This is a genomic window from Fictibacillus sp. BK138 (assembly GCF_004216955.1).
Classification (GTDB): Bacteria; Bacillota; Bacilli; order Bacillales; family Fictibacillaceae; genus Fictibacillus.
On the sequence record NZ_SGXL01000001.1, the window covers coordinates 376,904 to 397,620 of the forward strand.

Below are 20,717 nucleotides of genomic sequence, written 5' to 3' on the forward strand. Positions count from 1 at the left end.
ACAGAGATAACTTAAGATAAAGTTGATCTTTGTCCTTTTTTTAAAGTCTGTATTTGGAAGAGTTGATTTCCGCTCCAGGTACTCGCTTTCCGCGGGGCGTGCGGTGAGCCTCCTCTGCGCTTTGCGCACTTAGGAGTCTCACCTGTCACCCTGATCCCGCAGGAGTCTCGCACCTTCTGCTCCAATCAACTTATCAACGAAGCTTTTACAAAAACAACAATCTATTAGAAAATAATCTTTTAAAACTTCTTACGCGAAAGGAATTATGATATGAGGCAAACGTTACTCATTGCCCATTTGACGGTAAAATGCTGGCTGAAGCAGCCGATGCCGCTGTTCGCTATGATGCTCTTTCCGCTTTTATTGCTCGGCATCACGTATCTGGGCTTGAAGCCTCTTTTAGACGAGAAACAATGGGTCGAGCCTTTTGCTGTGGCAATCGTGGATGAAGATAACACGTTCGAAACGAAATTATTAATGAAACAATACGAAGAATCCGAAGAGCTGCAAGCTGTCCTTTCCTTTCAAAAAACAGATGGAAAGACAGCGAGTGAGATGCTCGCGGATAACAAGATCGCTGGAATGGTGATTGTGCCTGACGGGTTTACGAAAGGAATTCGTCGAGGTAAAAATATTCCTGTTACGGTAATAGGGAATCCAGAACGTCCGTTTCAAGCTGAGTTGCTGCAGCAAGTAATGGTGTCGAACGCCAACTTAATCTCTGCCGCACAAAGTGGAGCAAACGCAGCTTTTCACTACTTGCGAAAAATGGGGTTGAGTTCTGAGGAATTTGCGACTTACCGAGACGCAATTATTACCGATTTTACACTGCAGGCTCTGAACCGGAACAAAATCTACGAAACGGAAACGCTGAGTGCGTTTGGAGGCATTACACCTGTTGAGTTTTACAGTCTTTCAGGTGTGCTGATTCTGCTTTTAATCGGCGGCCTGTTTGGTATGAGCTTAACCGCGAGAAGTGAACAAACTGCATTAAGGGAGCGGCTTTCTCTTCAAGGAGTGAGGTCTTCCGTTTTCTTTTTCGGTAATATCATATCTGTATTTATGCTGCTCGTGATTCAAAGCGCACTTTTGATTGTGCTTTTTTATAGCGTGACAAAAACGTGGAGTTTACTCGCCACTATCATTCTATTAGCCTACTGTTTAGCCGTTTCTTCATTGTTTGCCCTTTGTCAGGAACTTTTTCAGCGAAACGGTGCAAAATGGGGAGCGGGAATTCTGCTGGTAGTTGGAGTAACTACAACGAGTGGAAGTATATTGCCGTTATCATACTTACCAGAAATGTGGCGCAATGTGAGCTTTTTAAACGTACTGCTTCACACACATAACGGGTTAGTTGAAACGCTGTTTACTGGTGCGGACGAATGGAATCTGGTCGGCACATTAATTGGATTCTCCGTTGTTTTCTGGGTCTTCGGAATCCTGATAATCACGATAAAGAAGAGGTTGCCATGGTCTGGACAATTGCCATTACACGTATAAAATTATTACTTCAAAGTCCGTGGAGCTGGGCAGGGCTTGTCATTTCTGTGCTTTTGCTCGGTTTCTTAGATCTGTCTGTTGAAAAAACAGCAAACGCAACGAAAATCCCCGTTGTGATTGTGGACGAGGACACATCTGAATATTCCGAGACCGTTATTGAACGTGTGAGCCAGAATCCAGCTGTTGCCGTTAGCGTGGTTGATCAAGAAGAGGCGCAAAACGAAATTGAAACGCAAAAAGCGGCGATCGGCTTTTTAATCCCAGAAGGATTTATGGAAAAAGTCCAAAAGAATGATGAAGACGAACTTGTGACGATGTGGCTTTCAACCGGAACCCTGTCACACGGCCTTGTCCGTGAAATTTTTGCAAGTGAAGTGAAGCGGTTATCGAGCAACTCTTATGGTGCCAATACCGTTTTAAAAACATATGGAAAAAGCGAGAAACTGGATGCGAAAGAACAGGCTTCCGTTTGGAAAGATGCTTGGGCGTACAGTGACAAACACTGGAAGCCTGTGCCCCTGATGACAGTTGATTATAAGGTTGGTGCTACAAAAGAAAAAGCTCAATCCGTTGAAGATCAAGCAGTATCAATTTACGTACCTGGAATGCTAGTGATGCTTATGCTGTTCAGTTTTTTATGGAACAGCTGGCCGATCAAAGACCGGGATTCAGGAATGCGTTCAAGAGTGCCGTATTCCGTTGGTGGATTTTCGGTTTATTGGGGAGGTAATGCGCTAGGTGTGCTGATTCTTCAGCTCGAACTCCTGCTGCTGTTAGTCGGTTTTGGCTGGTGGAAAGGTGCACTCGTGGTTAATGCCTCAACCGTTATAGCATTGCTAGGATATATACTGTTTTTGAATGCTTTATCACTTTTGTTTGCTTATTTTGTTCATTCCAACCGAACGTGGCAAGCGGTAACACTCTTTGTCGTACTCGCAACTTCACTCTTAAGCGGAACTTTTTTCCCAAGTGACGAACTGTCGAGCATTTTAGAAAAAGCAGCGCAATGGACGCCGCAATATTGGATCATCTCAGCTTTAAACCAAGAGACGCTCATGATTCCATTGGTGTTTGTTGGAATCAGCATCTTCTTATACGGACTCTCAACAATGAAGGCAGGTGACAACGCTTGATCACAGCAGAAAATCTATCAAAAAAGTTTGGACGTAAAGAAGTACTACAGGATATAAACTTTTATATTCAAAAAGGGGAAATTGTTGGCGTTGTCGGCCCGAACGGTGCGGGGAAATCCACGCTTCTTAAAATCATTGCAACGCTCATGAGGGGTACAAGTGGATCTATTCAAGTCGATGGTTTGGATACTAAAAAAGAGACGAAAAAGATTCGGGAAAAGATCGGATATGTACCGCAGGAAATCGCGGTGTATCACGAACTGACGGCACGCGAGAATCTTCGTTTTTTTGCAAAGCTTGCTAAAAATTCATCTGAAGAAATCTGGATGAGAAGGTGTGAGGAATGGAAGTTGTCTGAACATCTTGATAAAAAAGTGAAGCACCTGTCCGGTGGAAATCAACGTAAGCTCAACATCTTGATCGCTCTCCTGCACAATCCTGAAATCTTGATACTGGATGAACCAACAGTAGGAATCGATATTTCTGCAAAACAGGAGATCGTAAATGATCTTCGGCAGCTCGGAAGTGAAGGGAAGACGATTCTATATTCCAGCCATGACGCACAAGAACTTGAGACACTATGCACTTCTTTCTTAATTTTAAAAGAAGGAGAACTGCTCTTTTACGGTTCAAAGCAAAAAGTAAGACAGTTTGGGTCAGTTGCACAGTCTAAGAATTTTGCGGAGACGTTGGGTGAGATTGTTGGATAAATGGAGTAGATAAAGTTGAAAAACCTGCATCTTCTGCAGGTTTTTTTATTTTTCCATAGACCAGAAAAAGAAATAATTGGTATACTTATTTGTGAAATGATTCACAACCTTATATAGGGTGGTTTTTATGAACAAAAATTTTACCGATAAATGTGAGGCAGCCTTATATTCCTCTATAATATTTATTTTAATAATAATTTCACTCATGATTCCTGAGTTTATGAATTATGGTATTTCTTGGGCTAGTATTATTGAGGTAATTCCTATTTTTATAATAGCTTTATTAGGTAGTTTATTTTATGGTATTCCGGTTTCATTATTATCGGAAAAGCTGACCAAAAATCTTTATAATACACGTTTTTTAATAGCTGGATTCATACATATGTTCTTTGGTTTTCTCACTATATTGGTTATTAAAGGATTTGGGTTATTTGCAGTGGGTACTTCTTTGCTATTTTTTCTATGTGATGAATGGCTAAAAAGAGAGAAGGGGGTTATAACGAAGAAAATTATCGTCCAAAATGGATCAGGATTACTTGCACTCGTTGTTTTAATAGGTTATTTATCCTGCAATTTAGTCGAATACCTCAAGTTTAAATCTAGAGAATATTATTTAATTCCTGAAGGTTACGTAGGTAAGGTAACTGTATTATATAACGTTGAAAAAGCGCCTGAACTCCAGAAAATAAAAGACTATAAAGTAATTAAAGTGAATGATGAAGGGTATGCTTTAACTTCTTTATCAGAACCGCGTGGCGAAATCGATAACAAATATTATTATGTTGATAAAAAAGGGAAAAGGACTGAAATTGATTATAGTTGTATTCATGACAGTAGAAGCGGGGGGCATGATGTATACGATTTTATAGAATTTAAAATCACAGATTTCGGATGCGGAGAAACATTTATAGTAAATGGAAAAATAAAAAGCCCTAATATAAAACACTCTCTGTCAGTTGAGGAAATTCTTCAAAGAGAAGGATTAGAATAAAAGCAATACTAAAATAATAATATTTGCAAGATGGACAATATGCCTATTTTTCGTAATTGAAGCGTAAAACACAACCCTCTTTTTCTATAGTAGGATAATAATAGATTACTTGGAAAATAAAAGGGGTTAGGGATATATTATGAAAAAATGGATTACAACTATGGTTCTAGGATCGGCTTTATTATTATCACCCGTACAAGCTTTTGCAAATATCGGAGATCAAACGCTTCGTCCGACAATGACACATTCAGATGTGAAAACACTTCAAACCATATTGCGAGATAAAGGTTATTTTACATATAGCGGTTCACCGACTACTTATTATGGATCTTATACAAAGAGTGCCGTTGTTAGCTTCCAGCGTGCAAAAGGTTTAACAGCTGATGGAATCGCTGGACGCAACACGTTCAACAAACTAGGTGTCTATAACGTTAACAATTCCTACTTAGTAGATTATGCAAAACGTTATGTGGGAACCCCTTACAAGTGGGGTGGGACAACACCTGATGGTTTCGACTGTTCTGGATATATTAATTATGTATTTAAAAACTCGCACAACATATACCTTCCGCGTACTGTAAAAGATATGTGGGCGAACACAGGATATAAAGTGTATAGTCAAGCGGTTGGAGATCTAGTATTCTTTGAAACATATGAGCCAGGCGCGTCTCATATGGGAATCTATATTGGAAACGGTAAGTTCATCCACGCTGGATCATCATCTGGTGTAACGATCTCTGAGATGGATAACAGCTATTGGAAGCCGCGTTATATTGGGACAAAACGTCTGTAGTAAAAAAAAGAGGATGACTCTTTGCTGTTAATCACGGGACTGACTATACGGAAGTAAGTAACAGGTGTTCTCTTTTGGAGTACAAAATCATAAAGCACACTGATTTTGGAAGATGACATAACATCAAATTAGATATTAAACAACATTACAAACGATCAGACTTAGTGTCTGGTCGTTTTTCTAATAGACATCTTTTATTGTAAGTATCTAATCATTATCTTTTATCTATTTTATTTTGAAATCCTTTATATGTTAGAACTTTACAATTTATGGGTAGGTAAATACCTATGGAGGGATTATTATGGTAAATAAAAAAAATCGAGGATACGCTTTGCTTAGTATAAGCTTAGTCATTTTTTTGATTTTTTTCTCAATGTTTTATAAAGATGTTGATTTCTTAGGAATCCCTTTCAGTGCATTATTAATTATCCTTTCATTCATTCTTATCATAGTTGCTTTTCTCATCCGCTCTTTTACGAGCAAAACAAATAAGACTTTAGCATTCCTAAGTTTTATCGCTGCAATTTCATTTATCTATCCCCTCTATTTACTTATAAAACTTCTTCTCCAAGAGAAATGATGAGATATGAGGTTATTATCATTCAGAATATCTGTATGAAATTAAGTAGTTCAATTAAAAGTGGATTATTTTATTTATGGTTAGCCACTTTTCAAATTTTTGTACTCCAATATCATAATCTAGTTCCTTTTGGTTGACCGAGAAAATTCTTGTTCCACTACCTTCTATAGTTAATTCATTTACAAGGTTAGTATTTTCAATTCCATACTGTTTAAAATCAAAGTAGATATCCCATATATCCTCTGTTAGTCTTTTGTACGCAACTGACTCATAATCACAATTATTTTCGTAATAACCTAAATGCATGTGATAGTTATCGTCATACTCAATATCCATTATGTGCCCCTTTGTTATTTTCCGCTTTTTATAATACTCCTTAATGTTTAAACAAACCTCTTATTTTTTATAGAGGCAATATTAAAGAAAAATCGCAACCTGTCTAGTTGCGATAAATGGTCTCGTTCTTTGTTTGTTAGGGGTATGTATTAAGAAGCATATTCTTTATTTTTGCTTATATCATAACAATTTTGTCTATTACTTTCAGTTATTGTGCCATTATCTGTATCAAAACTAAATTCAGAAAAGAAACAGAATCTTGTGGCAGGGTAAGGGTGAGCTAGCTTATTCAGGTCAACTCCAGTAGTATTGTATACTTCTTTTATACAATCCGAAGCTACACGTTCGAAACCGTGTTCAATTAATTCCTGCATATCCTCTAATTCCGTCATTCTAGATATTGTTGTTCCCATGCGATAATATGTAAATTTAATTCCTATTTTATTATCCAAACTAAGTACCTCCATAATAAGTTTTACTAATACTTTTTTGACCACTATTGATTAAAAAAGGACAATGAATTTTACAATATTATGTACTTATACTAATATTGTACATCAATTACTAATATTTCTGTATCATTATAAAGCCCTAAAGCTTTTGTCACAAAATTAATGTTTTGAGCATTTTGTCATATTTTTATCAATAGAAACACTGATTCTTTAATATAACTTTGTATAATTTAGTGGATTATTTAGATAGAGATTTAGAATTCAATAAAATTTGAAGGGAAGCTTTGAAAAGGGTTATTACTCCAAACCTATTTACCCATTTTCTCCTTATATCTAACCTAAAAAAGGAGCACAAACCATAGTAATGGCTTGTGCTCCTTTTTTTTAGCAGAACAAGATTTTTGCCCAAGGATCGCAGCAGTGATGACGCTTTTTCTTTCTGACCTTTTTGCACTTCAAGACTTTAGAGCTTGAAGAGGAAGAAGAAGAGGAAGAAGATGATGAAGAAGATTCGCATTTACAATCATGCTTTTTCTTGTCATGCTTTTTCTCTTTCTTGAACTTGCAGTGGTCAAAATCTCCACACTTGTAACACATAAAAAATTTCACCTCACTGGAATGATACCGATTTCCTGTTATCAGGCTTCGGTTTCTCTATATACTATGTAGGTGGAGACAAGTTGCATAGACGAATGTTGGGGTTTGAAAAAATTTGGGACATATGGGGACAGACCCCGGGTCTGTCCCCACACAAATACAAGTTGAGAAGAAGGGTGAATTGAAATAAAATCCTCTTTTCTTTTTTGGTCTATTAATGGATAATAAAACCAAAATTGGTTTATGGAAGGTAACTATGAAAGATAACAATCCATTTGTAAGACACTACGATTTAGACTGGATAAAGGTGTTGGCTATGTTAGTCGTGTTCCTTTACCATTGTTCGATGTTTTTTAATTCTTTTGAATGGCACATCAAGAACAATATTATTAATCGATCCTATATAGAATTTTTTTCTCTTTTGGTCGGTAATTGGATAATGCCCATTTTCTTTGTGATTTCAGGAATTGGTACATATCACGCTTTAAAAAAATATTCTCAAAGTTTTATAAAAGAAAGGTTTTTACGGCTTGGAGTACCTTTACTCTTAGGAATCTTTCTTTTGTCACCACCGCAAGTTTATATTGAAAGAATAACGAGCGATCAATTCGAAGGTTCTTTTTTTCAATTTTTCCCTCACTATTTTGACGGACTATACCTTGAAATTGGAGGGGGAGGTAATTTTGCATTTTTTGGCCATCATCTTTGGTATCTTCTGATGTTATTACTCTTTTCGGTTGTCACACTGCCTTTTTTTTTAAAGGTAAGAAGAAATGTGGAAGACAGAGTTTTTGGAATATCTCATTACCTGCTTTTACCGATCCTTTTAACGGCTGCTGCGCTAACGATTAATTCTATAGTAAATTTAGCAAGTTGGGGGATAGTCTTTTATCTACTTTTATTTGTGTACGGATATTATTTTTTTGCAAGGGTTTCATTGAGGAATTTTGTACGCCGGATAGGGTTTCTGGCAGGGATTATAAGTGTACTTAGCACAGGTGGCTATATATTCTGGGTCATGTACATCGGGTTTCCGGTAAATGTATCAATGGATTGGGTCATTTTTATGATTATTCGAGTTATAGTAGTTTGGAACGTGCTCTTCTTTATCTTGTACTTAGGTGACAAATTCTTAAACTTCTCCAATAGCGTATTAAAATATTGCAGTGAAGCATCTATGCCTTTTTATGTGCTTCACCAACCAATCATTATTCTCATTGGGTTTTTTATCTATGATTTGGAATGGCAGGTTCATGTTAAGGTAGCGTTTTTAGTACCGATCGCCTTTATTTCGATTATGTTCATACATCACTTTATCATTCGTAGAGTCAATTTATTACGCGTTTTATTTGGATTAAAGACCGTTCAAAAAATGGATCAAAAGAAAGAAACCATAAAAGCCTAACAAAAAAACTCGCCTAAAGGATGGCGAGTTCTTTCTATGAATCTCTAAGGCTGATTCGGTTCTTGTATGAACATACCTTCTTTTGCGAATGCAAAATGAATCGCATGCTTAAGGTTTCTAAAATAAGTGCTGTCACCTAGTGAATATTGATGCTTCGTTACTTCCATACTCAACTCTGGTGAAATACCTACAAGCAGCGTTTCCATTCCAAAAAGACGGGCAGATGATACGAGTTTATTTAACATATCAATCATCTCTGAATCAATGGATTTAATACCCGTTAAGTCTAAGATTACAAACTTCGCTCGATGCTGCGGCAGGGAAGTAAGAGTATGCTCCAGCATATCTTTAGACCGTAGCTCATTATATTTTCCGATTAACGGGATAACGACAATGTGATCGGTTACCGGAATAATAGGGGATGAAATTTCTCTAATTAAATCAGTTAGCTCTCTTGTGCGGTTTTCAACCATCGCTTCAAGCTTCATAATTTCATTTTGTTCTTCACGCTGAACAAGATCACGAATATTATCGCTCGGTGTAATATCTGTCTCAGTAATTTTTATTTTCATTATATTCTGTTTGGAATCATCTTCTTGGATTTCATACCACATATGTGTATCGAACAATCCGGTGAAAACACCTGCCCAGTGGCCAGGTAAAAAGCGTCCCATACGGTTACTTCCTTGCGCCTTTTTAACCTTTGTTTCCCAGCTGTTTGATATTGAGATAACAGCTTCTTTCTTCTCAATATTTACATCGATGAACGTTTTACCCCATCCGGCTGTTACATAGATATTCGGCAGAGCTTCTATCGACTTTTTAATATCACCAATCTTATTTTTATAAAAATCACTAACTACTAAACCAGTTCGGTAACCAGCCGTTTCAAAAACAAGGTCCGCTGTACCTTCACCTGTAATCTCCTCAATAGAATCGAGAAAAACCTTAAACGCAGAATCGATCCAAAACAGCATGACGTCTCCGCCTTCAAATTGAAAAACTCCCTTGGAAGTGTCCCATTGAAAAGAGGAACCATTTACATCTACACTTTTTTGAGTATTTAATAATTCATTCGGCGTCTTATTCATCTGCAATTCCTCCAAAGACTCAAAAATAACAAACACCCTTATCATTTACCCTTAATTGTATTGGATAAAACATAAATTTTTCGACATGGGGACAGACCCGGGTCTGTCCCCATAAAAAAACAAATTCCTTATTTGTTCTCTCCACGAAGACACCCTGAAAAAATCCAAAGTAAAAACCACCAGATCTCATCATCTGGTGGCTCGATTAATTTTGTTTATTTTTCCATTTATTAAATTCAAGAAACTCTTTAAATTGCTCTTTGCTCACACCAGATCCCATGGCTTCTTTTACAAGGTCAGCCCATTCCTGATCTAAGTTTTTTGTATCCACTTCAGGTTTTATTAAGTGATCTACTGAAATATTCAATACATCCGCAATCTTTTCAAGGAGCTGAATGGATGGATTTTGTTGAATATTACGTTCTAATGCACTTATGTACGATTTCGCTACCCCTGCTTTATCAGCCAAAGCTGTAATGGAGAGGCCTTTTTCAGTGCGGTATTTTTTTACTCGTTCACCAATCATCATTTGCAATCCCCATTTAAGTAGTAATTTGCCTTAATTATATCTTTCTACAAGTGGGAAGTAAACAAAATCTGAGCCGTACTTACTACTTAATTTTGTTTTAATAATGTTTTTTCTTTAAAAAATATTTCTGGATTCTTTAAAAAATTTATGACCTCTTCTTTAGTGAAACCGTGATCTCTAGCTTCTTTCATCAACTCAATCCACTCTCGATCCAACGTCAACGTATTCTCCACTAAAAAATCCCTCCAGATAAGCGTTTTTATTCAGGTAACCCGGCGATCTTAGCATATAGCCTTAGACCCGTGGCTTTGCGCCCATCTCTTTCGAAGATGTTTGCCCTTGTCTGAAGGATGAATAGGTATAATTCCCTAACACAAATTGATTATATACGAGCAAATTAGAAAATGTTGTCAGATAATGACTGTAACATAAATGTAATATTATGGAATGGAATCATGCGTTTTGACTTTCAATATCAGTCAACTTAAAGGATTTTGATTTAGATTGTGGAAAACTTACAGACAGTCATTTCAAGAGGAGTGAAAGGGATATGTCAAAATTACCAATGAAACTGTCGAATCAGTTAACGCTACCTGTAATAAATGCACCAATGTTTTTGGTATCAAATCCAGAAATGGTTATAGAGAGCTGCAAAAATGGAATAGTAGGCACATTTCCTTTATTAAATGCTCGAACTACAGAATTGCTTGAGAACTGGATGATTCATATTAAAGAGGACCTGAAACATGCACGAACTGAAAATCAATCGGACAAGATTGCTCCCTGGGGTGTAAATCTGATCGTCCATCGTACAAACCAGAGATTTGAGGAAGATCTAGAGCTGATAAAAAAACATGAACCACCGATCGTGATTACCTCTTTAGGTAATCCAACAGATGTAGCAAAAATCGTACATGCGTATGGCGGGCTCGTTTTCTCTGACGTGATTTCACTTGATCATGCACGTAAAGCGGCTAAAACAGGAATAGATGGCTTAATTCTTGTCTGCAGTGGAGCCGGCGGTCATGGAGGAACTTTAAACCCGTTTGCCTTTTTAAGAGCAGTAAAAGAGTTCTGGGATGGAATGACAATACTTGCAGGGTCAATATCGACGGGAGAAGAAATTATGGCTGCTAAAATTCTGGGAGCTGATTTAGTGTACATGGGAACCCGTTTTATTGCCACAGAAGAATCATCTGCAAGTGAAGAATATCAACAAATGCTGGTTGATTCTACGTTAGAGGATCTCATTTATACGGACGCAATAAGTGGGATCAACGGAAATTATCTGCTGCCATCCTTACAAAAAGCGGGAATGGATATTGAAAACCTTAAGAAAAAAGAAGTAGACTTATCTTTCTCGGAATCGAAAGCAAAAGCATGGAAAGACATCTGGTCAGCTGGCCAAGGAGTAGGAAGTATTAAAAAAATATCAACGATTAAAGAAGTAATTGAAGAATTAAAAACAGAATACAAGAATGCATTGAAAACAAATGATACATTTAGTACTAGTGGTACTACAAACCAATAAACCAAATTAAGGAAAATGATAGTCTTTTAGAACTAAATCCCCCATTATAGCAGGAGATAAACCTGAAAAATGGGGGATTTATATTTTCATATCATCAATATTAATGTAATTCACCACTGTTACTCGTTTCAGCCCTCTTTGCAGCCCTAGCAAATTCTTCGAAAAACTTAATCCACGTAGGCTGCTTTGTCCACAATTTTTCAGGATGGAATTGAAAACCGTATAGAAAAGGATGGGACTTAAGATTCTAAAATTTCAACCAAACCATCAGTTCTTGACCTTGCCGAAACTTTCAATCCTTGTCCTAAGGCTTTCATATGCTATCTATGAAATGAGTTTACAGGTAACGTTTTTTTCTCATTGAATTCAAATTCATGGACAGGAAGCTCAGGAGGAATTTGATGTCTTTCTAAAAACAAGAAAATACAAACCAAATTGCATAGCAATTAGTACTATAAATCGCAACGAAATTCGTTGTGGTTTTTTGGTGTACCAGGGTTTTGGTTGAAAACACCACTTTTATTACCTTAATTAACACTCTGATCTGCATATGTTTAACAGGGTGACAATAACTATTGTCACGTTGCGAATTGGTATGCCAATTTCACTTGTTAATTGACTTAGCAATTGAGGCGAAAAAGGATAAATAGATAATTTGATTGAATAAATAAATGGAATAAATATCCTTACCTTATTATAAGTAGATACAAACGGATAATTTCCTATTCGACTTTGGAAATGTATCAAGTGAGGCAGATGGATTATATAACAAAAAAGGGAGATAAAATTTATGGGGAATAACAAGTTAGAATACATAAAGGTTGCGTGTTTAGTTATGATAGCAGTAAGTTTATCAATTATAGCTTTGAATATTGTGAATCAAATTAGCGTGTTAGAAGGAATTCAAGATAAACTAGATGATATTCAGTCTGGAATAATGAATATTAATAACAATTAATCAACGAAGCAACATTTTTTACTTTTCAGTATATTTCAACGTTAGTATAATTTCACAATAAGCGCATAAGAAAACGACCAGATTATGTCTGGTCGTATTGGATATTATTTGCATATTCAATTATCTATTACCTTAACTAAAAGGAAATTGCAATTTCATCATCCAAAAGAACCCGTTGGCTGCCACGCTCTTCTTTTTCATTTACTATTCTTTCGGTGGTACACTTTTTAACATTTCGGGATTATCATCAAAACGAAGTACAACTTGGTATCCTTCATAATCTTTTTGTTGTACTAAAGAGCCATCGTTAATGTACAACAGTTGTTGAGACTTCTCTAAATAATAGAAGGTATACCCGTTATTATTCACATAATAAGGTTCTCCAAGCGTAGTCGTTAATTCTCTTATTTCATCTTCATTTAAATGTACCGTTAACATTCTAGCCGTATAATCAGTTTCAGGGTCTCCCTCATAATGAACATAAAGATTATCATTTTTTTTAACCTTCCACCTTGCAGTGTTATGGCCTGATAAATCATCATGTAAAATAGAGTGCTTATCATAAGGTCCTAATATGCGGTTAATTTCTTCTGACTTCATTCCAACAGTAATACCATTAAAATAAAATGTTCCATTATTATTTAAGATATTTACTCTTTCAAAAGGGGTTTTCTTCTTTCCATATTTCGCTTCTAAGTCAGCAAGGGAAACTTCTCCGTTCGTTTCTTGCTGAGTGGATGGTGTGGTGGTTTCATCATTTGATGGTTCCGGATCTTTTTGAACAGGTGTTTCTTCAGATTTTACAGGCTCTTTAACAGTAGCTTCTTCGTAAGTGATATTATTCATTACAAATGATGCTAATGTTTTGTTTTTACTATAGACCTCTACTTCTAAAGCGTCTTTAAATGTATTTTCATCAACGATATCCAAGTCCACAGTAACTACTTTTTCAAATGAATAGGATTCGTTTGGTTTTAAGACCTTATTTAATGGTACATCGAGGACTAAACTTTTTGTGCCTAATGAAGAAGCCATTACATCACTCAAAATATTAATTTTTGCCTGAAAAGGTTCACTTTCGAAATTAGTATTATTTTTTACCATGCCTTTAACAGTCAGTTCACGCGTACTCACATCATAAGTCAGTTGGTTGGAAGCTTGCGTAAATTCCTGCGCATACCGGATTTCATGCTTCTTTTCCTCTATCGCTGTATCAGGTGTTAAATAGTTAGCAATCAATGTGTAAGATGCAAAGATGATACCGGCGAAAAGAGCAGCAGTCAAAAGTCTAGGGAGAACTGTTTTTTTTCTTTTAGTTATTCGGCTAGGTGATGCATTTTTAATAACAGATAATATAGTTTGCTCATCTTTTTCCGTAAAAACAGGTGTCTTCGAAATTTCATTGTCTATAATTCTATTTAATTGTTTGAAACGATTCTCCATTATCTCTCACTTCCAAGCTGAAGGTATTGATCCTGCAGCAGCTTCCTGGCACGACTCAAACGAGTTTTGACAGTCGATTCGTTCATAGAAAGAAGCTCGCATATTTCTCGAATAGAAAAATCTTTATAGTAATGTAATAAAATGATTTCACGATATTTAATAGAAAGCGAGAGTACAGCTTGGTAGAGAATCTGATCCTCGCTGTCAGAAATGACACCGTCTTCTGCGGAAGAGGCACTGTCTTTTTGATCGTTTGAAAACTTGTCTGTGAATGCAAGTTTTCGATAACTCCAGCTCTTTAAAAAATCCTTAGAGCGGTTTATGGCGATCGAATAGATCCAGCTTCGCACAGCTGAATCTCCCCGAAACGTATCTAACTTTGTATATAGTGTTACAAAAACGTCCTGTGTAATATCTTCAGCTGATTGCCAGTTCTTCACGAACGTATAAACAAGACGCTTTATTTCTTCCCCGTAAGTTTTCATAAGGAATACGATCGCTTCATCGTTGCTCATCCCTGAGATGCTGACGTTTTCCTTTAATCCCTGGTTCCTCACTTAACAACCCCCTTGCAAATGCTATTCCGAAAGTAAGACGAAGCAATCGTAACACAAGTTTCATTATTATAGAATATGAGTATAATTTTTCCATCAAATTGTTGGGGGTCAGTCCCCACACAAATACAAGCACCCTGTTTTTCCGCCTCAGGAGGACACAAGCAGAGTAAAAGCTGGCTTAACAAAGCCAGCTTCTACACCATCAATCTTCTATTCCTCCACTGTCTGCTCTGTCTTCCTTAACCGTACCATCTGGAAAAACACGATATGTGTACTTGAATCCATACTCTAGCATGTTATAAAAACTAAAACTGTTTACTTTTAAATTTTCATCCCATTCGACAAACAATATGGTGTCAACCGTACCGTCTAATAATCCTTTATCATCGATAGCATCAGGAAGTTTATTTTCCGGAGAAAAAGTGTAACCAGGATCTGCTCCTAGATCGAACCGCCAGAAGTTCTCATTACCTTTTGCACCCTCAACGGCTGTATATTTATCGCCAAACAATGCTTTAACTTCTTTTTGAGTCATTCCAAGCTTAAGGTTCTTTTTAATTTCTTCAATTTTCATACTTTCTTCAACAGGTGTTACGCTTTTTTCAATAACATGAACCTCTTTGATCACATGTGTTTTGACCACTTTATCATCCACGATAAAAGCAAGTTGTACTTTGTTCTCTAACTCTTCTTTTGTAACATCCTTCAAAAGCGGAACTTCTTCTAAAAACTGAAAGACTTCGTCGTGCTGTGTGTTTGCATATCTCGCATCCGCAAAATAAAAGGATAACTCTTTTAAAGCACTTTCTAAATTAGGATTGAGTATATTCGCTTTAACTGCGAATTGAGGACTTTCTTTTTCAGCAAGGTTGATAAATCCGCCCCATATCTTCAAAGTGCCTGTTTCTTTATTGATCTCGACGCCGCCATTTGGATCTGTGAAATATGCGTCATATGTGATAGATAGTTCCTCAGGTTTCTCTTCTTTAACCTCTTTTTCATCCGCAACCTTTTCGTTCTCTTTACTCTCTTTATCTTCTTTCATCTCTAGCTCTTTATTATCTTGAACAGCCTGTTGTTTAGGCTGAAAAAATTCATCTAAGTAGGTGAAAGAGACCAGTAATAGTCCAGCAAATAAAGCTACAGTCAGTAAAGCAGGGACAAACGATCTTCGATTCAATACCGGCCGTTTCTTTTGTTCCTGAATTTCCCGTAAAATGTTCTGCTCATCCTTTTCATTAAACACAGAGTCTGCAGATATTTGTTCATCCATAATTTTATTTAAGCGATTCAGATGATCTCCCATGAAATGTCACCTCCTAAAGTTTCAAGAGATTTTTGCAAGTGCTTTTTACCTTCATTGACGCGAAGTTCTACTTTTGAAAGCGGCACCTTTAAAATATGGCCTATTTCTACTAAAGAAAACTGACAATAATAATGCAGAATGATCACTTCACGAAATTTAATAGGTAACTTCAAAATCGCTTCATACAACAATTGATCTTCTGACACGTTATCATTATTACGAGTACGTAATTTTGATTTCCCTCTCAACACTTGCATACGAAAAGTCCAGCTAACCAAATGCTCTTTCGTTTTTTGATCATAACCGAATAAATCCAATTCCGAACCGTTATATCTTCAACCCTAAATGTATCAAGATGAGTATAAGCTGTTACAAAAACGTCTTGTGTAATCGTTTCTGCCTGCGGCCAGTTTTGAACGAACATATATACAACGCGTTTAATTTCTTCTCCATACCTTCTCATCAAGTAGATGATGGCATCGTTACGATTCATGCCATCCATACTTATAAACTCTTGTAACCCCTTATTTTCCACGAAAGCTAGCCTCCTTGTGATGCACATCCGATAGTAAGACGATATAACGTGAAATGTGGTTTCATATTGGATATAAAGGGGGTACAGACCCAATCTGTCCTCCATATTTCCATTATGAATAATCAAAGCTAAATTTTAATATGTTAAGACCGATATAGTAGGTATATTTACACATAAAAAGATAAGCAGGGGGAAGAAGAATGGTTCCAAAAAATATTGCAGAATTAGATAGAATTAAAAGAGAGTGCGTATCAATTGTAAACAAAAGAGCTTCAGCCTCTGGGTTAGCTGCTGCAGTTCCAGTTCCTGGTGCTGATATTGCAGCTGATGTAGCAATTATGATGGAACTATTATCTACAATAAATAAAAAATTCGGGTTATCTCAAGATCAAATTGATGGCTTAGACCCCGAAACGAAAAAGATGCTGCTTGTAATTGTTACCTCAATTGGTAGTGACATCGTTGGAAAACTGATCACGAAACAATTGGTGGCACAATTGCTGAAGAAGGTGGGAGCGCGCGTAGCTGTTAAAGGTGTTGCCAAGTTTATTCCGATCGTTGGACAGCTTGCAGCAGCAGGCATCAGTTTTGGTGCGATGAAAATGTTAGGAAATTCTCATATCGAGGAATGCTACCAAGTATGCAAGAGGTTTATTGAAGAAAAAGAAGAAACTTTTGTACATCAATAATGCTCTAAAAAATAACGATTACAATCAAAAGGCTAGCTTATTTTGCGGGATTATCTCTAATCGATTTACAAAAGAGCAGACGCGCACTAAATAAACTGCACCTTATAAAATAGACAGTTTATAAAAAGGATCTTTTATTCAGATAGTAGTTGACCTCGGAATTGTTCCGGGGTCATCTTTTTTTTATCCCCATTGATAGCGTGCAGAGTTTTAATACTCCATGTAATCTTCAGTCTTTCCTCTTAACTCAGTCACCGTTTTACATGTAGTGGCGTCTACTTCATCTTTGAAATGGCCAATAACTCGTTTAAAGCACATCCTACTACTTATTTTTAAAGTAAGACAAGAGTCAAGTTGTAATGATTTCAAATCAACAATATTAACGGATGATTAAATGAAGATAAAGTTCAATAAAAAGAACAAAAAAACAATAAAAAAATTAAAAATGTAAGAAAATAGAAGAAAAATACAGATATTTAGTACATTTGTACGTTAAAAAGAACAAAAATGAACTTAAATGAGGGTTTTTAATCTAGGTATAACGTTCTATAATAACAACATAAATGTTCTTTAAAACGAACAAAAAAAGAACACAGCCCTAATCCTGAGAAGGAGGGATTCAAAATTAGAATGAAACGCTTAAGGAAGTTCAGGAACAAAAATTACTATTATTTGTTTTCTATGAAACTTGGAATCATATTTTACTTATCTATTTTTACCATACTACATCTCACTGGATCTACCGCTGCTTATTTTAATGATAGAGCTGAAGTTACTGGAATCATTGAAGTTGGTACCTGGGAAGACATAATACCTTGGGACAATAGTTCATTAGAGTTTCCAAACAAGAACGCAAAAACTTCAAGTGTCACACAGTGTACTCCAGTTGAGGTTGTTATTAAAAACGGTGGAGATAAGGACATGAAAGGCCCAGTGGATTATGAAGTATGGTGGGCAGAGGAAGATAAAAATCCTAAAGATGGGCTTAAGTTAGCTACAGGTCAAGTTAATGCACTTAAGAGTGGTGAAACTCAAAAGTTATCATACACTCCTAACAAAAACGGCAACTATAAATTTAAAGCTATGCAACGACCAGGACATCCGGGTCTGGGAGAGCTTTGGAGTGAAAGCATCGCAGTTTCTAATTGTGGTGACACAAGTGACGGGCAAAACGAAGGCAATCAAGAACCACCACCAACTGAAGAACCCAAAAAGAAAGATAAACCTACAAATCCTCCTGTGAAAACTGAAGAACCAGTGGAACCACCACCTTCTGAAGAAGCGGGAGTTACAGAACCACCTGCACTACCTAAAGAAAATGAGACTACTAATACAGATGATCAACAGATACAAGAAACACCAACTGAAGAACCTAAAAACCAAAATGAAAAATAAAAAGGGTGATTCTATATGAATGTTATAAAGATTAAAAAATGGGTTAGCAACATTATTACTTCATTACTTTTTTTAACTTTAATTTTTACAGCTGTAGTAGTTATCTCCTCAAAAGCATCTGGTGGCGAGCCTACTGTAATGGGATATCAACTTAAAACCGTTCTATCTGGTTCTATGGAGCCTGGTATACAAACTGGTTCTATCATAGCTATTAAACCAGGTGGTGACATGACCCGTTTTCAAAAAGGTGATGTTATTACGTTTAAGGAATCAGAAGAAAAGTTAATTACTCACCGTGTAATGGAAGTAAAAGGTACTGGAGACAACACGCAATATATTACAAAAGGTGACAACAATGACGCAGCTGATTTGGATCCGGTTTTAGCAGCCAATGTGGTCGGAGAATATAAAGGATTTACTATACCTTATATTGGTTATCTTTTGAGCACTGCACAATCTAAAACGGGTTCTGCTTTACTTTTAATCCTACCAGGAATTTTATTACTGTTATATTCCGGTATCACAATCTGGAAGGCGATTAAAGAAGTTGACGTAAAGAAAGACGCTTCAACGATTTCCAATTAATTTGGTTGAATCTCCGTATAGGTTACAAATCTTTACGGATTCAATATAAAAATTGTACATACCCGAAAAAGGGTGAAAGGGAGGAAATGAAAATGAGTTTGAAAAAGAAATTAGGGCTTGGGGTAGCTTCAGCAGCACTTGGTTTATCGTTAGTTGGTGGAGGAACTTATGCATACTTTAGTGACACAGAAACTACTAATAATACCTTTGCAGCAGGTACTTTAGATCTCTCGGTTGATCCAACAACAATTATTAATGCTACCAATATTAAGCCTAGAGATTTAATGAGCCGTACATTCGAACTTAAGAACACAGGGACTTTAGATATTTCACAGGTAAACATATTAACTGACTATCAAGTAATCAATAAAGCTGGTGAACCTGTAAATGTAGATGATTTAGGGAAACACATTCGAGTAAATTTCTTGAAAAATGAAGATAAAAATGGCGTAATACAACCTGAGGAAAATATTATTGTATCAACTACTCTAGCTGATCTTAAAGGACAAATGCCTGATGCAGTTGAGAATAAGATTTGGGCTTGGTTTGGTTGGGGAGATGAAGCAAGTGGAATTAAAGCAGGTACATCAGATGATCTATATGTGCAATTTGAATTCGTAGACAATGGCGCTGACCAGAATGAATTCCAAGGTGACACTTTAAAATTAGAGTGGAAGTTTGATGCTAAGCAAACTGCTGGAACAAACAAATAATTGATTATGTGAGGTGGGAAATTACTCCCACCTTTTTTAAATAAAAGAGTACCTCTAAATATAAAGATTGAGAGGTAAATCCAATGAAGATTAACTCAAACAAATTTAAGTTACTTCTTATTTATAGTTGTATTTTACTTGCTATAGCAGTGTTCATCCCTGTCGGAAACACAGGTGCCGACACCAGTACACCAGAAATTAAGATTGATACTTTCCCGGAAAGTGTTCTTTTTGATATAGAAAATTTCAAACCTGGTGATTGGGCGCCGCGTGAGCTCACCATTCAGAACAACGGCAATCTGGACTTTTCTTACAATATAAAATCTCAAATGAAGTCGGGATCTGAAAAACTATACAATGTCTTTCAATTAAAGATTGAAGATAGCTCTAAAACTCTTTTCGAAGGCAGTCTGAAAGATTTTAATGGACTTGATCCGCGTCCACTAAAAAGCTTTTCAGAAGAGAAACTCACACTAACTGTCTCATTCCCTTATGAATCAGGTAATGAATATCAGGGATTGCAAACTGAAGTGGAATTCATTATCTATGCAGAAGGGGATAACCCGCCTCCACCTCCACCAGACGACGGCGATCCAGATGATGGTGAAGATCCAGGTGACGGCGAAGACCCTGGCGATGGAGACAATCCGCCTGATGATGACGGAGGCACTAATCCGCCAGACACCGACGGAAACCAACCACCAGGCGACAATCCGACACCAACGAATCCTACTGAACCACCAAGTAAAGACACTGGGTCTTTACCGCAAACAGGTGAAGAGAATCCAATTTACATTATCTTATCCGGTTTATTCATCATGATCGCTGGATTTGGTTTGCTGCTTCTCAAGAGGTCAAACCTGCAAAATCCATTTAAGCGAGGATAGG

General features: G+C 36.6%; 23 protein-coding genes and 1 riboswitch. Of the genes, 13 read left to right on the top strand and 10 right to left on the bottom strand.

Annotated features, from left to right (window positions below; all coding sequences use genetic code 11):
• The first annotated feature begins 270 nt into the window (after positions 1-270).
• The 5 genes from EV282_RS01955 (at position 271) to EV282_RS01975 (ending at position 5,127) form a co-directional block, all read left to right on the top strand.
• Positions 271-1,500 (top strand): ABC transporter permease, encoded by a 1,230-nt coding sequence (locus tag EV282_RS01955; RefSeq protein WP_130293303.1) that lies wholly within the window; start codon positions 271-273, stop codon positions 1,498-1,500.
• Entirely contained in the window at positions 1,470-2,633 is a 1,164-nt protein-coding gene (locus EV282_RS01960; RefSeq protein WP_165389319.1) for an ABC transporter permease, read from the top strand. The genes EV282_RS01955 and EV282_RS01960 overlap by 31 nt, the downstream gene beginning before the upstream one ends.
• Complete coding sequence (locus EV282_RS01965) at positions 2,630-3,343, top strand: ABC transporter ATP-binding protein (RefSeq protein WP_130293307.1); 714 nt, start codon at positions 2,630-2,632, stop codon at positions 3,341-3,343. The genes EV282_RS01960 and EV282_RS01965 overlap by 4 nt, the downstream gene beginning before the upstream one ends.
• Before the next feature lie 127 nt (positions 3,344-3,470).
• The gene (locus EV282_RS01970) at positions 3,471-4,334 is read left to right on the top strand and encodes a DUF6843 domain-containing protein (RefSeq protein ID WP_130293309.1); all 864 of its coding nucleotides are present in this window, start codon (positions 3,471-3,473) and stop codon (positions 4,332-4,334) included.
• A gap of 139 nt (positions 4,335-4,473) precedes the next feature.
• Positions 4,474-5,127 (top strand): NlpC/P60 family protein, encoded by a 654-nt coding sequence (locus tag EV282_RS01975; protein ID WP_130293311.1) that lies wholly within the window; start codon positions 4,474-4,476, stop codon positions 5,125-5,127.
• Positions 5,128-5,761: 634 nt separating this feature from the next.
• Here the strand turns inward: EV282_RS01975 and EV282_RS01980 are convergent.
• Both EV282_RS01980 and EV282_RS01985 read right to left on the bottom strand, forming a co-directional pair.
• Positions 5,762-6,043, bottom strand: coding sequence for a DUF3986 family protein (locus EV282_RS01980; RefSeq protein WP_130293313.1), 282 nt, complete (start codon positions 6,041-6,043; stop codon positions 5,762-5,764).
• A gap of 149 nt (positions 6,044-6,192) precedes the next feature.
• On the bottom strand, positions 6,193-6,495 hold the full coding sequence (locus tag EV282_RS01985; protein WP_130293315.1) for a hypothetical protein: 303 nt from the start codon (positions 6,493-6,495) through the stop codon (positions 6,193-6,195).
• An 853-nt stretch (positions 6,496-7,348) separates the two neighbouring features.
• Here EV282_RS01985 and EV282_RS01990 point away from each other — a divergent pair.
• Positions 7,349-8,497: an acyltransferase family protein gene (locus EV282_RS01990; protein WP_130293317.1), complete on the top strand. Its 1,149-nt coding sequence runs from the start codon at positions 7,349-7,351 to the stop codon at positions 8,495-8,497.
• Positions 8,498-8,541: 44 nt separating this feature from the next.
• On the opposite strand, the gene EV282_RS01995 is transcribed toward EV282_RS01990, so the two are convergent.
• The 3 genes from EV282_RS01995 to EV282_RS02005 all read right to left on the bottom strand — a co-directional run bounded on the left by EV282_RS01995 (position 8,542) and on the right by EV282_RS02005 (position 10,350).
• Positions 8,542-9,588: an STAS domain-containing protein gene (locus EV282_RS01995; RefSeq protein WP_165389320.1), complete on the bottom strand. Its 1,047-nt coding sequence runs from the start codon at positions 9,586-9,588 to the stop codon at positions 8,542-8,544.
• Positions 9,589-9,793: 205 nt separating this feature from the next.
• Positions 9,794-10,114 carry a helix-turn-helix domain-containing protein gene (locus tag EV282_RS02000; protein ID WP_130293321.1) on the bottom strand — a complete coding sequence of 107 codons (321 nt, stop codon included), beginning with the start codon at positions 10,112-10,114 and terminating at the stop codon, positions 9,794-9,796.
• Between the two features lie 89 nt (positions 10,115-10,203).
• Positions 10,204-10,350: an anti-repressor SinI family protein gene (locus EV282_RS02005; protein ID WP_242611809.1), complete on the bottom strand. Its 147-nt coding sequence runs from the start codon at positions 10,348-10,350 to the stop codon at positions 10,204-10,206.
• Positions 10,351-10,380: 30 nt separating this feature from the next.
• Positions 10,381-10,465: riboswitch (cyclic di-GMP riboswitch) on the bottom strand.
• Between the two features lie 202 nt (positions 10,466-10,667).
• Here EV282_RS02005 and EV282_RS02010 point away from each other — a divergent pair.
• Positions 10,668-11,648, top strand: coding sequence for an NAD(P)H-dependent flavin oxidoreductase (locus EV282_RS02010; RefSeq protein ID WP_130293323.1), 981 nt, complete (start codon positions 10,668-10,670; stop codon positions 11,646-11,648).
• Positions 11,649-12,438: 790 nt separating this feature from the next.
• Positions 12,439-12,606: a hypothetical protein gene (locus EV282_RS20065; protein WP_165389321.1), complete on the top strand. Its 168-nt coding sequence runs from the start codon at positions 12,439-12,441 to the stop codon at positions 12,604-12,606.
• 204 nt (positions 12,607-12,810) lie between these two features.
• Here the strand turns inward: EV282_RS20065 and EV282_RS02015 are convergent, their stop codons facing one another.
• The 5 genes from EV282_RS02015 to EV282_RS02035 all read right to left on the bottom strand — a co-directional run bounded on the left by EV282_RS02015 (position 12,811) and on the right by EV282_RS02035 (position 16,447).
• Positions 12,811-14,049, bottom strand: coding sequence for a DUF2382 domain-containing protein (locus EV282_RS02015; RefSeq protein ID WP_130293325.1), 1,239 nt, complete (start codon positions 14,047-14,049; stop codon positions 12,811-12,813).
• Positions 14,049-14,606 carry a sigma-70 family RNA polymerase sigma factor gene (locus EV282_RS02020; RefSeq protein WP_130293327.1) on the bottom strand — a complete coding sequence of 186 codons (558 nt, stop codon included), beginning with the start codon at positions 14,604-14,606 and terminating at the stop codon, positions 14,049-14,051. The genes EV282_RS02015 and EV282_RS02020 overlap by 1 nt, the downstream gene beginning before the upstream one ends.
• Positions 14,607-14,808: 202 nt before the next feature.
• Positions 14,809-15,912 (bottom strand): hypothetical protein, encoded by a 1,104-nt coding sequence (locus EV282_RS02025; RefSeq protein WP_130293329.1) that lies wholly within the window; start codon positions 15,910-15,912, stop codon positions 14,809-14,811.
• Complete coding sequence (locus EV282_RS02030) at positions 15,897-16,169, bottom strand: RNA polymerase sigma factor (protein ID WP_130293331.1); 273 nt, start codon at positions 16,167-16,169, stop codon at positions 15,897-15,899. Before EV282_RS02030 ends, EV282_RS02025 begins: the two co-directional genes overlap by 16 nt.
• On the bottom strand, positions 16,157-16,447 hold the full coding sequence (locus EV282_RS02035; RefSeq protein WP_165389322.1) for a sigma factor: 291 nt from the start codon (positions 16,445-16,447) through the stop codon (positions 16,157-16,159). The genes EV282_RS02030 and EV282_RS02035 overlap by 13 nt, the downstream gene beginning before the upstream one ends.
• 200 nt (positions 16,448-16,647) lie before the next feature.
• On the opposite strand from EV282_RS02035, the gene EV282_RS02040 reads away from it, so the two are divergent.
• The 5 genes from EV282_RS02040 to EV282_RS02060 all read left to right on the top strand — a co-directional run bounded on the left by EV282_RS02040 (position 16,648) and on the right by EV282_RS02060 (position 20,716).
• Complete coding sequence (locus EV282_RS02040) at positions 16,648-17,136, top strand: hypothetical protein (protein ID WP_130293335.1); 489 nt, start codon at positions 16,648-16,650, stop codon at positions 17,134-17,136.
• 630 nt (positions 17,137-17,766) lie between these two features.
• A complete protein-coding gene (tapA, locus tag EV282_RS02045) occupies positions 17,767-18,531 on the top strand; it encodes an amyloid fiber anchoring/assembly protein TapA (RefSeq protein WP_130293337.1) in 765 nt (254 codons plus the stop codon).
• A gap of 15 nt (positions 18,532-18,546) precedes the next feature.
• Positions 18,547-19,116 carry a signal peptidase I SipW gene (gene sipW, locus EV282_RS02050; protein ID WP_130293339.1) on the top strand — a complete coding sequence of 190 codons (570 nt, stop codon included), beginning with the start codon at positions 18,547-18,549 and terminating at the stop codon, positions 19,114-19,116.
• A 92-nt stretch (positions 19,117-19,208) separates the two neighbouring features.
• Positions 19,209-19,829, top strand: coding sequence for a TasA family protein (locus EV282_RS02055; protein WP_130293341.1), 621 nt, complete (start codon positions 19,209-19,211; stop codon positions 19,827-19,829).
• Positions 19,830-19,912: 83 nt separating this feature from the next.
• Entirely contained in the window at positions 19,913-20,716 is an 804-nt protein-coding gene (locus tag EV282_RS02060; RefSeq protein ID WP_130293343.1) for an LPXTG cell wall anchor domain-containing protein, read from the top strand.
• Position 20,717 lies beyond the last annotated feature (1 nt).